This is a genomic window from Fibrobacter sp. UBA4297 (assembly GCF_002394865.1).
Lineage (GTDB): Bacteria > Fibrobacterota > Fibrobacteria > Fibrobacterales > Fibrobacteraceae > Fibrobacter.
In genome coordinates this window covers 58473-72451 of sequence record NZ_DGUZ01000018.1, presented here as the reverse complement: position 1 = coordinate 72451, position 13979 = coordinate 58473, and the positions used below count along the sequence as shown (strand labels likewise).

The 13979-nt window shown below is 45.6% G+C and carries 16 protein-coding genes; 2 read left to right on the top strand and 14 right to left on the bottom strand.

Annotated features, from left to right (window positions below; translation table 11 throughout):
• Window positions 1-17 precede the first annotated feature (17 nt).
• Together B3A20_RS10170 and B3A20_RS10165 are read left to right on the top strand one after the other, a co-directional pair.
• Window positions 18-650: a PH domain-containing protein gene (locus B3A20_RS10170; protein ID WP_290764323.1), complete on the top strand. Its 633-nt coding sequence runs from the start codon at window positions 18-20 to the stop codon at window positions 648-650.
• Between the two features lie 27 nt (window positions 651-677).
• Window positions 678-1379, top strand: coding sequence for a hypothetical protein (locus B3A20_RS10165; protein WP_290764320.1), 702 nt, complete (start codon window positions 678-680; stop codon window positions 1377-1379).
• On the opposite strand, the gene B3A20_RS10160 is transcribed toward B3A20_RS10165, so the two are convergent.
• The 14 genes from B3A20_RS10160 to B3A20_RS10100 form a co-directional block, all read right to left on the bottom strand.
• Window positions 1376-1813 carry a GNAT family N-acetyltransferase gene (locus tag B3A20_RS10160; RefSeq protein WP_290764318.1) on the bottom strand — a complete coding sequence of 146 codons (438 nt, stop codon included), beginning with the start codon at window positions 1811-1813 and terminating at the stop codon, window positions 1376-1378. The genes B3A20_RS10165 and B3A20_RS10160 overlap by 4 nt on opposite strands.
• A 447-nt stretch (window positions 1814-2260) precedes the next feature.
• Window positions 2261-2689 (bottom strand): hypothetical protein, encoded by a 429-nt coding sequence (locus B3A20_RS10155; protein WP_290764314.1) that lies wholly within the window; start codon window positions 2687-2689, stop codon window positions 2261-2263.
• Between the two features lie 13 nt (window positions 2690-2702).
• Window positions 2703-4691: a tetratricopeptide repeat protein gene (locus B3A20_RS10150; protein ID WP_290764311.1), complete on the bottom strand. Its 1989-nt coding sequence runs from the start codon at window positions 4689-4691 to the stop codon at window positions 2703-2705.
• 3 nt (window positions 4692-4694) lie between these two features.
• Window positions 4695-5219, bottom strand: coding sequence for a L,D-transpeptidase family protein (locus B3A20_RS10145; protein WP_290764309.1), 525 nt, complete (start codon window positions 5217-5219; stop codon window positions 4695-4697).
• Between the two features lie 133 nt (window positions 5220-5352).
• Window positions 5353-5667: a type II toxin-antitoxin system RelE/ParE family toxin gene (locus tag B3A20_RS15555; RefSeq protein ID WP_349680075.1), complete on the bottom strand. Its 315-nt coding sequence runs from the start codon at window positions 5665-5667 to the stop codon at window positions 5353-5355.
• Window positions 5664-5930: a hypothetical protein gene (locus B3A20_RS10140; RefSeq protein WP_290764308.1), complete on the bottom strand. Its 267-nt coding sequence runs from the start codon at window positions 5928-5930 to the stop codon at window positions 5664-5666. The genes B3A20_RS15555 and B3A20_RS10140 overlap by 4 nt, the downstream gene beginning before the upstream one ends.
• A gap of 344 nt (window positions 5931-6274) precedes the next feature.
• Window positions 6275-7399 carry an AAA family ATPase gene (locus tag B3A20_RS10135; RefSeq protein ID WP_290764307.1) on the bottom strand — a complete coding sequence of 375 codons (1125 nt, stop codon included), beginning with the start codon at window positions 7397-7399 and terminating at the stop codon, window positions 6275-6277.
• Window positions 7400-7473: 74 nt separating this feature from the next.
• The gene (locus B3A20_RS10130) at window positions 7474-8196 is read right to left on the bottom strand and encodes a hypothetical protein (RefSeq protein ID WP_290764304.1); all 723 of its coding nucleotides are present in this window, start codon (window positions 8194-8196) and stop codon (window positions 7474-7476) included.
• Window positions 8197-8223: 27 nt separating this feature from the next.
• Entirely contained in the window at window positions 8224-8646 is a 423-nt protein-coding gene (locus tag B3A20_RS10125) for a hypothetical protein (protein WP_290764301.1), read from the bottom strand.
• Between the two features lie 562 nt (window positions 8647-9208).
• Window positions 9209-9811 carry a 3-isopropylmalate dehydratase small subunit gene (locus B3A20_RS10120; protein ID WP_072797558.1) on the bottom strand — a complete coding sequence of 201 codons (603 nt, stop codon included), beginning with the start codon at window positions 9809-9811 and terminating at the stop codon, window positions 9209-9211.
• A 19-nt stretch (window positions 9812-9830) separates the two neighbouring features.
• Window positions 9831-11240, bottom strand: coding sequence for a 3-isopropylmalate dehydratase large subunit (gene leuC / locus B3A20_RS10115; RefSeq protein ID WP_290764296.1), 1410 nt, complete (start codon window positions 11238-11240; stop codon window positions 9831-9833).
• A gap of 93 nt (window positions 11241-11333) precedes the next feature.
• On the bottom strand, window positions 11334-11786 hold the full coding sequence (locus B3A20_RS10110) for a hypothetical protein (RefSeq protein ID WP_290764294.1): 453 nt from the start codon (window positions 11784-11786) through the stop codon (window positions 11334-11336).
• A gap of 165 nt (window positions 11787-11951) precedes the next feature.
• Window positions 11952-13484: a M23 family metallopeptidase gene (locus B3A20_RS10105; protein WP_290764293.1), complete on the bottom strand. Its 1533-nt coding sequence runs from the start codon at window positions 13482-13484 to the stop codon at window positions 11952-11954.
• A gap of 3 nt (window positions 13485-13487) precedes the next feature.
• Entirely contained in the window at window positions 13488-13895 is a 408-nt protein-coding gene (locus B3A20_RS10100; protein ID WP_290764292.1) for a hypothetical protein, read from the bottom strand.
• Between the last annotated feature and the right edge of the window lie 84 nt (window positions 13896-13979).

Sequence of the window (13979 nt, the reverse complement as noted above, 5' to 3'; positions counted from 1 at the left end):
CATCCTGGAGCATTTTTATGGACAACGAACTTAATCTTTTAATAGGCAAAGACGAAAAAATTATTTATGCGGGCAAACCCAATAAAAAGTGCTTTATCTTCGAAAGCATCTTTAACCCGCTACTTCCGTTTGCACTGATTTGGGGCCTTTTCGATTTTTTCTTTATCGGGGCCGCGTGCTCTTCGGACAAAGCGAACGAGGCTACCTACTTTATCGTCCCGTTTATGTTGTTACACTTGATGCCGGTCTGGATTTACTTGGCTGGTGCGCTGATGTCGTTTAGGCGCTACCAGAATACAAGTTATGTTGTTACGGATAAGGCGATTTATGCCTCGGGAGGCGTGTTTAGCCGCACGTACAAGTCAAAGCCGTTCACGGAACTTTCGCATGTGGATTTGCACCGCGGCATTTTTGACCAGTGGTTTGGCGTGGGAGATGTCATTACGACATCTGCTCAGGCAAATCCTGCAACGCTGAACGGGCGGAGAACCTCCACTAACGCTGGGATTTCCATCGATAGCATTGCCAATTATGCGGAAGTGTACCAAATTGTAAAAAAGTTGCAGCAGGATATCTACACCGATGTGATGTACCCGAATGATTTGCGCCCCAAAGGAAATCACGGATACAATACAAAGTATCGCGGATAATAATTTGAATAGTTACGGAATAGATAGATGAAGTTGCGTTATTTAATTTGTTGCTTATTGCTTTTGACTGTTTCGCATTCTTTTGCAGATGATGACGAAAAACGTGAGGTTAAAAAGTACGAATTTCAATCTTCTCAAGAGGTCTTCTTGGATTTTAGTCGTTCTGTTAGAACGAGTGCTTTTTTGTTAGATGAGGAACAAGCCGAAAAAGCGCCTATAGAGACAATCCTAAATTTTTACTGGTGCTGGTCCAAACGTGACGATTTTCCTCATTGCAAAATTGAATTTTTAGATGAAGCGGGGAAGCCTATTCTTACGGGAAATGTTGTTCGCAAAAACGAAACAAATTGTTTTGGAAATCAGACGGAAAATTGTGAAAAATCTAGAGTCAGAATTACTCCGATGGACAAATGGATTCCCCTAAAAAAAGTTGAACTGAAAAATTCTCTTGGTGATAAGATTAATCAAGTGAAATCAGTCCACATGTATCAAGATACCGAAACGAGCATTGGTTGGGGTATTTTTGGGGGACTCTATGGTGCGATATTTGTGGCACTTACAGCGATGGTTATAGAAATTCCGGTGTCGTACGCATTGGATGAAGACTATAACTGGAAACATGTGGGCTGGGCTTCACTCGCAGGATTTGTTGGCATCTCAACCTGGGGAATGATTTATATAGCGCAAAATCCTAATGCCACGCGAGTTGATGTGACAATCAAGTTCTAGAGAACTTTTTTCATACGGATGCAGTCAAAGACGCCCCAGCGGTGCGGTTTGTCGCCTGTATGCTTGTAGCCGAGTTTTTCGTAAAAGCCTGTGGCTTCTAAGCGACTGTCGATGACAATCTGTTTGTAACCGCATTCTTGAATCCACCTTTCGGCTTCGCGGACCGCCATGGCGCCGAGCTTTTGACCGCGATATTCCGGCATCACGACTACGCGCCCGATTGTTGCATTTTCTGCGTCAATCTCGTAGAATCTGCACGTCGCTACAGGGTATTCGTCGTCCAGCAAAACGATAAACTTTGTACCGTCGCAATCGTGTTCGTCGAATTCATCACGGAGTGAAATGTGGTATGCCCGATTCATTGCCTGGATGCGCACGCTGTACGCTCCCGCACGTTGCCATTCTTCTGTTGCCCGGAGAACTTTGATATCCATTTTTTGCACCTTGGTTTATTGATTTGTTGGCTTTTTACGTACTTGATACGCTGTGAATAAGCTGATAGTACGTAAAAATATAATCTGTTGCATCGATATTTTGCTGGTTTAAGTGCTTTTACGTACTAGACCCTGCAAAATGTACAAATTAGTACGTAAAATAAATCCATTTCCGACGCAAGAATGTGAGCAGTAGAGCTCTTTGGTCGTTTTTTACGTACTTAAACAGTCAGTTCCTGTTGCCAAGTACGTAATAGACAAATTAACCATTTTTTTGTTACGTACTAAGGCTCAGTAAATCGATTGGCAAGTACGTAAATGTGCAAAAAATCCTTGAAAATCTAAAGCTGAGGCTTATACCTGCTTCCCAAAAGCGTTGGCTATCCTGATACAATGATGTCTTTTTGCTGTCGCTATAATGTGTAATTTATGACTGTTGAAAAATAATTAATCTAGCTTGTCGAAGAAAATCTCGCCGTTTTGCTGGACGATGGTGATGGTGTGCATGCCTTTGTTGCCCATGTCGTTGTAATGGATGAGGTATTTGCCGTTGCCAAGAGGCTCAATTTTCTCGATTTCGCGAATGTCCTTGCCGTCTTGCGCTTTGCTTCGGAACTTCCACACAGCGTAGCCGCCACCATCGCTGAACTCGCTGTCGTAATCGTCCCGGAGTTTTTGGGCGAGACTCTTTGTGCAATATTTTGCGATGACGGAATCGTTCGCGAACTCGTTCCCGAAAATGTAATTGGTATAGAAAGTTTGGATTTTTTCTATGGCTTTGGTGTCTACGTTGTTGCTGCTTGATTCTTGTTTGTCGCTACAGGAAAATGCTGTTGCGGCTGCCAATAAAATTAAAGATTTCTTGATGGAGTTCATAGTGATTTTGTGCTTAAAATAAAAAGAGGTCAAGTGGTGGTGCTTTGCTGTTTTGGAGTTCTTCCTCGTATCGGAACGAGGTAAAGCCAAAACCTACTTGGAGTGCTAGAGATAGTGTGTTTCCTTGAAATTCCTTGAATCTTTTAGGAGCTCTATTCCAAATATAATCCAGTTTTAGTCGGATGTCGAATGTTGCTAGCTTGTTGATGTTTTTATTGCTTGTAAATGAATGTATCAAGTAGGAAAATGAAGCCCCGAGTCCGAAATTCAAGTTGCCTGTGTTGCTTGAGTCTGCATCGTCAATCGAGTAGAGTGAAATGTCCAAAATTCCATGTAGTTCAAGGTCCATATGTTCATTGAAAAAAGGCCTTACACCAAGTTCCCAAAACAAGGAAACTCCATTTCCTGTTAAAAACGTCATTTCAAGGTCTTTGTTGTATAGAGGCCTTCCTGTTGCTTTTCCTCCAAAGATGTTCATACCCATGCTTGCACATCCATATAAAATGCAAAAATCCAGGTCTAAGTTTACTCCTACGGATGGACTTTTGATGTAGTCTGATATGCTGCCGTTATAAACTTTTATTTGCGGCCCTAGGTGCGCCCGTATTTTTGTCCGGCTGTTTGGGACTTTCTTTAATGATGTTGCAAACGGCTTTTGTGCCGTTTCTTTTAAGAGTGAAGCTTTTGGTAGCGTGTCAATCTTGTTGTAAAATTTATCGGTAAAAATGTATGGGTACGAGCGGAAGGCGATAAGAAGCTGCAAGGAGTCGTTTATTGAGTAGTTTCTAGATCTGTCATGAGCTTCGTTCCATGCTTTCTTTTGTATTTCCGGGTTTGCTGATGTCTGGTCGTCAAGTGCGTTGAGACTGAGGAACTCTTCGTCGCTGATGAGGGGGCTTCCGTAGAAATTTTCAAGTTTTAGGGCCGTGTTTAGAAAAAAGCGTAAAGAGTCGTACGTTCCTCCATGAAGGGCGCTGATGATTCCTGAGCGGATTGGAGGTTCGTTTAGTGGTTCAACTGGATTCTGTTTTTGGTACGGTTTGAATTCCAGCGTGTTTGTCGTAATCTCTTGTAATTTGCCTTCGGGTATGGGGTCGGTGTAACTATTTAACACAAGTGAGTCGTTTAGGAATGCATAGGGCTTCAGCAGGAATATGCGTGCTGATGTGTCTGGCTTAGATGGATTTCCCAGGATGACGAGACTCTTCAGCTCTTCGCTAAAGAAAAGTCCCTTGCGCTCCACATATGAAAATTCATAGATGGAATCCGTTGTTGGTTTTGTCCATTTTTCCGATTGTTCGTCGAAAAATTGAATAATCTGGATTTTTCCTACGGTGTACAGAGGCTTATTTCGATTTGTGTATAGTTTGCTGCTTAGAATGTATCGCTCGTTTTCTGGTATGGCGTTCGAATGTTCTAGGTAGTAATGTGTTCGCGAATCGTCGTCAGAAATGGCGATGCTTGGCCAGTTGATTTCCCAATGGCCGTCCCATCCGTTGTCCTTCGTCAGGCTTACGAGCTTTCCGTAACCTAGTGCACTCTGCTTTACCGTTGTGATATTTTCTGCGGAATCGGCTTGTTTGGCCTTGTGGGGGCGCGGAATGGGATTCTTTTCGTATAGCTCACGGTATTTGGCATAAAAGTCTATTGCGTTCTTGGTGTTGCCATTTCTCATTTCGCATAGAGCAAAACCCATATAAACGTGCGGGTTTAGTGAATCCAGCAACCACGCTTTGTTGAAGTTTGTAATTGCGAACTGATTGTAATGATTGTGGTCTAATTGCGAAAATCCCTCTGCAATGTAATTGTTCACCGCTTCATGTGTTGAGTCCGCTTTTCTTGCCGCTGTAAGCTCTCTTTGAAAAATGGCGTCGGCCTTAATCTCTTCAAGGCTTTTCTCGGGATAGCCGTATTGAGGAAACTCGTTAATTGGAGGAATGTAGGTGCAACATCCCCAAAAAAGGCTTGATAAGGCAAAAAGAATGATTAAGAATAGACGCATGTTCTAAGGCTTGATGGTTATCGGAGTTCCGTCTTTGACGGCGTCATAGATTTCTTCGATTTCGTCGTTTGTGACCGCGATGCAGCCGGCTGTCCAATCTTTCCATTTATGCCAGAATTTAAAGAGAAACGCAGGAATTTTGTTCGGATAGCCGTGGATCATGATGTCTCCGCCTGGCTCGTAGTTACCTTCTTTCGCGGCCTTGATTTGCTTTGCGTTCGGGTACGAAACCTTCAGCGATAAATGAAAAATGCTTTTGGGATTGTGCAGTTCGATGGTGTATTCGCCTTCGGGCGTCTTGTTGTCACCGGACTTGACCTTCGCTCCCACGGAATTCTTGCCCAATGAAATTCTGTATGTCTTGACAACACTATCGCCATTGCGCAAGTGCATTTGGCGTTTCGCCTTTTCTACGAGAATGTTGTCGATGGGTGAGGTGAGCATGACTTTAGGAGATTCCTTTTCTGAAGAGCAAGAGAACAAAAGAAATGTTAGTAAAAGTAGGTGGATGGTTTGTTTGATTGACATCTTGTTTCCGCAGAAATTCTTTATGAACGAATATAGTTTTTTTGAATAGGGGAGGGGAAAGTATTCCCCTCGCTGCAGCTCCGCCCTAAAACTTGGAGTAATTCCGACCGACCTCTATTTTTTGTAGATATCGTTATCGAATTAATGAAATGATGTTTCTTCGGTTGTACAGAATTCGAGCAACTGTTATTGTTTTAGAGTTTTCGTCAACCCAATAGAAAACGGAATAGTTCTGTACGACCATTTTTCTGAAGTCGTGTTTTAGTGGCTTTATGGGGGTGTAGGCTGGCTGTGAATATGGAAAATCGGCTAATGAGTCAATGTCGTCAACGATGCGCTTGGTAAGCTCCGTTGCGGCTTTGGGCATCCCGAGTTCGTTAGAAATGTGTGCGGCCGCACTCTTCAAATCGGACAAGGCTAAGGGTAGATATTCTACTCTGTAGTTCATACAGCGGTAAGTTGTCCGATTTCTTTTAGGATTTCTTCTGAAGTATATCTTTTGGTGGATTCTTGCGCCTGCAATTCGGCCTCGTGCAACTTGACGTAGATTTCATTTTCAATTTGAAAATGGGCGAACGCTTCCATGCTCATAAGAACCATGTCGCCATAGCCGTCTTTAGTCAAGAACACAGGCTGTCCAGATTCGTGGACGGTCTTGGAAATGTCTTCGAGACAATCTTGCAAGTCAGAAATGGGTCTTATGGCGTTCATATAAACCTCACCGGTATAAGCATAATATATAAAATTTTGCGCGAGAGGGTAGGGGTATGTTTCTCCCTTGCCTAGGGCTCCGCCCTAAAACCCAACATTCTTGCCCAAAGAAATCTTGTATGTCTTGACAACACTATCACCGTTGCGCAAGTGCATTTGGCGCTTCGCCTTTTTTACGAGAATGTTGTCAATGGGTGAGGAGAGCATGGGTTTAGGAGATTCTTTTTCTGAAGAGCAAGAGAACAAAAGAAATGTTAGTAAAAGTAGGAGAATGGTTTGTTTGATTGATTTTCATCGCATGTTTTGAAATGTTGTGTGTTAAACATTTTGTAATATACAAAATGTTAAATTGTTTCCATCCAACGACTGAGAAATACGTTGTAAACAGAGTAGTTTTTCCCTTCGAGAGAAAGTGTTTCTAGTAAGAGTTCTTTTTCGATTAAAGATGTGAGAATTCGTTTTACAGCGGCGCTGGTTCCTAATTTGTATTTGTTGATGAAGTTGCCTGCGGTTGGCTGCGACACAGTTCCTTCTTTTGCAACAGCTTTCAGAAATTGCCATTGCTTGTCGGTTAGCAAATTGCGGCGTTCTAGGAACCCATTTATATTTTCGTTCAAAATCTCAGAACAGGCTTGACGGACATCATTTAAGGTGATATTCTTGCTTCCGTTGCGGAAAATTCGGTGGCAAAGATACTGGACGTAAAAGGTGTGGCAACGGCACCATTCTAAAATAAAATTGACGGATTCGTCATCGATACATCTTTTGTCTATGCCGAAAAGTTTCTTGATGAAGGCTGCGTAGATTTCTGGATTGATTTTATCAAGATAGACGATGTGTGTGCTTTCGTAGAAAGGGCTTTTTTCGTTTACGAACATATCTGCCATAACGTGCTTCTGGCTACCGCAAAAGACGAAACGGACATTTTTTAAAGGTTGCATGTATGTTCGCAATAGTGCTTCCATATTTATGCCTTTGAAATTCCGGATGATTTGGAACTCATCAAAGGCGATGATAAATGATTTCTTTTGACTTCCTAGAAAATCAAAAATATTTTTTAATGTGGTTTGTTTCTGACCATCATTTTGATATGTGATACTTACTTGCGGATCTCCTGAAATTGGATCAAAAGAAACCAGAGGACGGATCCCGCTCAAAGCCGAAAAGAATTTTTTGATGAGGGACTCAGTCTTTGTGCTTGCTAAGATTGATTCCGATAAAAGCTTGATGAATCCTTCGAGACTGTCGGCCGAGTAAATGTCGCAGTAGCAAAGCGTGATGGATGGGCGAGTTCGAACGATTTCTTCGAAGACGTGGTAAATCAGGCCCGTTTTCCCATAGCGTCTAGGGGAAATCAGTGTGACGTTAACTCCGTTCAGCAAGTCGTCAATGATTTCCTGAGTTTCTTTTTCGCGGTCGCAAAAAAGTTCTGCGTTTTTGTATGGTTGCAAGACAAATGGATTTTCCATAAACGCCTCCGTTTAACATTTTGTAATATACAAAATGTTAAATAAATAGTCAAGAACTAAATTGCATTTTTTTTTTAATCCTCTGTTATTGTGACTGTTATATTGTCTAGAAATGGACGGTATTTTGTATTGGGGTGATTTTCCAAAAATTTCTTTTTGTTCTTGTCGTACCATTTCTCACCGTTATCGAAAGCTCCTAATTCGTCTATGTCGTATAGGTGTTGACGGAAAGGAAAACTGTATTTTATCAGAAGAAATTGAGCGTAAAGGAGCATTATGTCCCTTTCTTCATCAGAAACGGCTTTGCTTATGATAAAATGCTTGGCGTCATCGAAGTAAATTCCCTGCGCTAGTGTTCTTTCTGTTTTTGTAGAATTCCCGTTGAGGATTTTTTGATTCTTTTGTTTTTCGATGTTGCTGTTGTGATTGTCAATCGCTTGTAAAAATGAGTTGATTATGGAATCCAATGCTTCTCCGTAGTATCCCCCTTTTGAAATTAGCGCCAACGTCAGTAGCTCAGATTCTTCTACAGAATGGAATACGATGCTGGAGTCGAATGCAGAAAGTTTGTTCATGACTTCTTGTGTTTCTGAGATGTAGTCTGAAGCGTAGTTTACTACATGGAGATCGAAATCATTGGCTTTATACAAATAGTTGTCGGCAAGCTGATCTTTAGCCTTGGAAAAATCATCCATTGTTTTAAGTTCGCTGGGGGCTACTTTTTTGTATTTGGCACCCGCACAAGAAATCAAAAGAATTGTTAGTAAAAGTAGGAGAGTGGCTCGTGAAATTTTCATCTTGTTTTCGCGGAACTTCGGTTAAACCTAATCTTTCAATAAATGGTTGTATTTTGAGTTCTTTGCTTGATTTGTGTGCTCGCAGTACTTCCAATGGTTTACTGTCTTATATGATGGTTTGCATGTATAACCATCAGAATACAAAGTGGCGATTAATTTTCCTGTTGAGCATTGATAAACATATTCAGGACGTTCCCCTAAATATAATTGGTAACCATCGGAATCACATGCCCATTGGATTAACGGCGTTTGTTTAACCTTTTCCCAATAGGCTTCTTCTTGTTTCTTTTTGTTGGCTTCTGCGATAGTTGCTATCCAAAAAATAATTAAGCATAATACCAACACAATTCCAAAGATCAAAGCCATGATTTTACCAAAAACTTTTAATGGTGTATAATTATTGGTAATAACCCCGACAATGATTAAACTGATTAAAATTATCCATAACATATGTATTTACGCCACATTTTTTTTGTTTATCTTGTCTCTCAAAGAATCCCTATAAAACCACCTAAATATACCTTTATTTATGCGGGTTCGCGAGTGAATTGCCTATCATTATTGCTACGGTAAAAATTGCGATAAACAAAATGAATATGATTATTGCTTTTGGGTCCTTGTTCTTGATACCGTTGTAAATATACTTGATTGGGCCTCCATAAAAGAAATCTGTAGATTGTTTTTGTACTGATAACAGATCGTTTTTTGTGTCGTCAACTTTTTTTGACTTGTCTAGGTGGTCGTACATGTACCCCAAAAAGCCGAGCAGAATAATTCCCAGTAGGAAATAGATTCCCATGTAAATAGCTGAATCAAAATCCATTTGTTTCTCTCATTCAAAAGTTTTCTAGATAGAATTTTTGATGTTTTGGTGTTGTTTGTTAATATACCTTATTTGAATAAACTTTGTGTATAAAACAGTCTCTAAACAACAAAAAACGCCCAGGCTTTAACCTAGACGCTTTTCGTAAAAGGGAGATGCCCGCTCGGAGGCGGGCATGACATCCTTCGATTACTTGAGGAACTGCATATACGGCAGCTTGCTTGCGAGTTCCTGCACCTTGTCGGCGTTGGCCATGAGGGCGGAGCGTGCGTGCCAGGAACCGTCGAGGAACTGACCGCGGGGGCCGTCAGCAAGCGTGAGCTCGATGGTTTCGTCACCCATCTTGAGCGTGCGGCTTTCGGTGCTGGTGACGAGTTCTTCGCTCGGGTGTGCTTCGATCCAAGCGAGAATCTTGTCAGCCACTTCGTGGCTCACCTTGTAGCAGGGAACGCCGATAGCGACGCAGTTGCCGAAGAAGATTTCGGAGTAGCTTTCGGCGATGATGGCGCGGATGCCCCAGCGTTTCAGAGCCTGCGGAGCGTGTTCACGGCTGGAACCGCAACCGAAGTTCTGGTTCGAGACGAGGATGGAGCCGTTCTTGTAGGCCGGATCGCGGAACGGGTGGACCTTGCCCTGGGCGGCGAGGCCTGCGATATCGTCGGCAAAGGCGTTTGCGCCGAGGCCTTCGAACGTGACGCACTTGAGGAAGCGAGCCGGGATGATACGGTCAGTGTCGATGTCGTTGCCGCGTACAGGAACGCCGGAACCTTTAACAATGTCGATAGAATTCATTTTTTAAATCTCCTTAGCGTTACTTGATGTACTTGCGGACGTCGGTGACACAGCCTTCGATGGCGGCGGCGGCCACCATGGCGGGGCTCATGAGGATGGTGCGGCCCGTGGGGCTGCCCTGACGGCCCTTGAAGTTGCGGTTACTGGAGGAGGCGCTCACCTGGCGGCCCTTGAGCTTGTCCGGGTTCATGGCGAGGCAGAGCGAGCAGCCTGCTTCGCGCCATTCGGCACCGGCTTCCTTAAAGATTTTGTCGAGACCGAGCTGTTCGGCTTCCACCTTGATCTTCATGGAACCAGGAACGACCCACATCTTCACGGTCGGGGCGACCTTGTGGCCCTTGATGATTTCGGCGGCGGCCTGCAAGTCGCTCAGGCGGCCGTTGGTGCAACTGCCCACGAAGGCGATGTCGATGGGGCGGCCAATCATCTTGGAACCTTCTTCCCAGCCCATGTATTCGTAGGCTTCGGAGATGACCTTCTTTTCGCTGCCGGTAAATTCGTCGATCTTCGGCATGTTGCCGTTGAGCGGAATGGCCTGGGCCGGAGTGATACCCCAGGTAACCATCGGTTCGAGGTTGTCGCAGTTGATTTCGACTTCGTCGTCAAACTGAGCGTCGGCGTCGGTAGCCACGGACTTCCAGTAAGCGACGGCTTCGTCCCACTTGTCGGCCTTCGGGGCGTACGGACGGCCCTTGAGGTATTCAAAAGTCTTTTCGTCGGGGTTGCAGTAACCGACGCGGGCGCCGCCTTCGATAGCCATGTTGCAGACCGTCATACGGCCTTCCATGCCCATTTCTTCGATGACAGGTCCTGCAAATTCGTAAGCGTAGCCAACGCCGCCGTTCACGCCGAGCTTGGCAATGTAGGCAAGTGCCACGTCCTTGGCGGTCACACCCGGCTTCAGCTTGCCGGTGAACTTGATGCGGCGAGTCTTCAAGGGGCTCATGGCGAGCGTCTGGGTGGCGAGAACGTCGGCCACCTGGCTCGTGCCGATACCGAACGCGATAGCGCCGAATGCACCGTGGGTTGCCGTGTGGGAGTCACCGCAGGCAACGGTCATACCCGGCTGGGTCACGCCTTCTTCGGGGCCCACGATGTGAATCACGCCCTGTTCGCAGGTGCTGGGGCCAAAGAACTTGATGCCGTTGTTCTTGGTGTTGTTTTCGATATGGGAGAACATCTCTTCGGAAATGCCGTCCTGGAGCGGACGGTTACGTTCCGGGAACGTGGTCGGAATGATGTGGTCGACCGTGGCAAAAGTGCGTTCCGGGAACAGCACCTTCTGGCCTTCTTCGCGGAGCTGCGCAAAAGCCTGCGGGCTCGTGACTTCGTGGCAGAGGTGGAGCCCGATAAAGAGCTGGTACTGGCCGCTCGGGAGCTTAGCTACCGTGTGGCTTTCGAAAATTTTCTGATAGAGTGATTTTCCCATAGATAAGTCTCTTTTAGGTTTGTTTTATTGCGGGTCAAATATAGAAAAAAGCGCAGCTCGTAGCCGCGCTCTCGTCAAAATCAGGTCTTTAAATTAGAACTGTTCAATCTGGGTGTTGAACTTGTACTTGTCCTTATAGTAGGCAAGCATTTCGTCGTTGTTTGAGAATGCGCGGCGCAGCGGATCGCGAAGAGTCGGGTCTCTCTTGACTTTCTTGGTGATTTCCGGAACAACGTCCTTGAAGAAAAGTTCGTTGCTAGCGGCGGCGACATGATTCTGGTTGTATTCCATGTGATAACGGCGTTCGACCATCTGGAACAGGTCGGACTGGCAGGAATTTTCGGGCGGCAAGTGGCTTGCGACCGGCATATAGCACTGCTTGATGTAGTCCTGCTTCATGCTGACAATGAGGCTGTCGATGGCGGGAATGTTGTGTACCGAGTCTTGGTGGTAAGCAAGTTCGGCCTTGGGGGTGACGACGCTAGAGCAACCTGTGAAGAGTGCGAATGCGATGGCGAGAGATGCCCCAATGATGGAATGTTTCATGTCCTAATCCTTTTATTTTGACATTGTTTTTTAACTACATCAATCCCGTGTACCAAAGTTACTTAATTGTGGATTAATTTGCGATAGTTCGGGTGTAAATTTGCTGTTACAAAAGGCCGGTTTTTGCATATTTTTACGTTACGTGTGACGTAAAACACCAATTTTTTATTTGGAAGTCGGCTTGAACCTGTAAAACCACTTTATGGGGTCAATAACATCGTAACGAACGTTGCCGATTCTCTTTTTTCCCTTCTTGCTTACGAGCCCTGTAACGATATGCGCATGCGGTCCGGTGGTGTGTCCGGTGGTGCCTACGGTGGCAATGGGGTCGCCCGGCATGACTTCTTGACCGTTCAGATAAAGGAGCTTGTCGCAGTGCATAAACAAGATAACATCTTCTTTACGGACAAGTGCGATAATGACGCCTCCGCGTTCGTCTCGGCTAGTCCAGGCCTTGGCTCCAAACGGCGCTAGGATGCGGGCTCCCTGGCGGCTTGCGACGTCGATGCCGTTGTGCTTTCTCTGCGTGGCTGTCGCTGTTTCATGATAAAATTCCGTGAGGTAGGCGATGCTGTCCGAAATGACGGATGTCCAGAATTTCCAGGCGGCGCCAATGGTATCTGCAGAGGCGGGGCGCTTAATTTCGTCTGGTCGCGAGAATCGCATGACCGTGCCCTTGGGCGGAATGTTCAAGTTGTTCTTTTCCCATGCGACGACGCTAAAGCCGTTATCTTCGAGCGTTTTCGCCACATAGTTCTTGATCATCTTTTCGTTGGTGATGATGGCGTCGAATCGGCCAATGGCGTAGCGTGCGATGCGTTGCATGCTTTCGCTTCCGTCGAAGGTGTATTCGAACGAAGGCGCTACGGAGAGCTGGTTTCGTTCCTGGATGCGGTCGCGGAGGTTGGAATCGCTCCTGTCGATGTCGGTGACAAAGAGGAACGGCGCAATGATTACCGCAAGGAGGAGCAGCGGGAACAGGTTGCGGACCAGTCTCGGGAATCCGTCAAGCGGATTTTTGATGAGAATGGAAATCTTGTGGAGTTTTTTGACGACTTTGGCGAGTTCTTCAGGATTTTTCTGGAAGTCGAGCGCGAACGCTTCTTTAGTGGCTTTTGCGTTACGGCGAATCGCCTTGCATGCCTTGGGATATGACCTGCGGGCGGGGCGTTCCTTGGAAAGCCACAAAATCTCGATTTTGTGAGCTTCTTTGACGTCTTCAATGAAAGACGCTGCCGATTTCATGGACGTTGGTGTCACATGCATAATCAAAAGGCGAGCCATAGAGACTAGGTGTCCGACGTTTTCTACCTGTTCTGTCAAAATGATGCCGATGACTTGAGGGGCTATAGTTTCGAGGCTTCTGATGTTGTGGTAGAGCGTGCGGAATTCGGTGTCCGAGGTGGGGAGGGGCTTGACGCCCGTGAACGAGATGCATCCGTCATCTGCGGCGGAGGCTGTAATCTGTTCGATATCCTCGGTGGAAAGGAGTTTTTGTGAAAGGTCCGAAGTCTGGAACGGCGCTTTCCCTTCAAAAGGGCGCTTTCCGGTAAAGTCAATTACAACAAAACGCGCACCGGCGTTAAGTGCCAGTGCGAACTTGTGCAAGGCTTCTGTGGGCAACGCTTCTTCGTCAGAAATGGCGAAAAGCGTAAGCCCGCCTTGGTTGTAAAGGCTTTCTAGGACCTTTCTCTGCATGCCTTACTTGGCGGCACCGCGCGGATAGGAGTAGCCAGAAGGAGGAGCGGCGACGAACTTGTCGACCTGGAGGTAGAGTTCTTCAGCGGATGCGGCCGGGTTGAAGAAGATTTCCTGATTGCGGTTCTGGCTGCGGCCCTTGATGGGTTCGTTGCGGCGGCCACGGCTCACGATGCCGAGCGGGAGCACTTCAAGGAGCGGCAAAAGGCCGAAGTAGCGGAAAAGGCTGAAGTTCTTCTGCCAGGTGCTGCGTTCTGCCAAGATTGCAAAAGTCCCCTCGATTATGGACTTGCTCTGGAGAAGGTCTTCAGAGGTCATAGTCACGAGTTCGTGATTGGTGGGGAAGTTATTCTGGAAGTTTACCATGTCGCCTTTGAGATAGTTGGCGTCGCAGAGAAATACGAATTTCATTGATTTTCCTGGTTAGATTTAATGGTTATTATTAAAGTTAGTTATTTTTGGAGCATTTTGTCGTGTTTTGGAGTCGTTTGACGG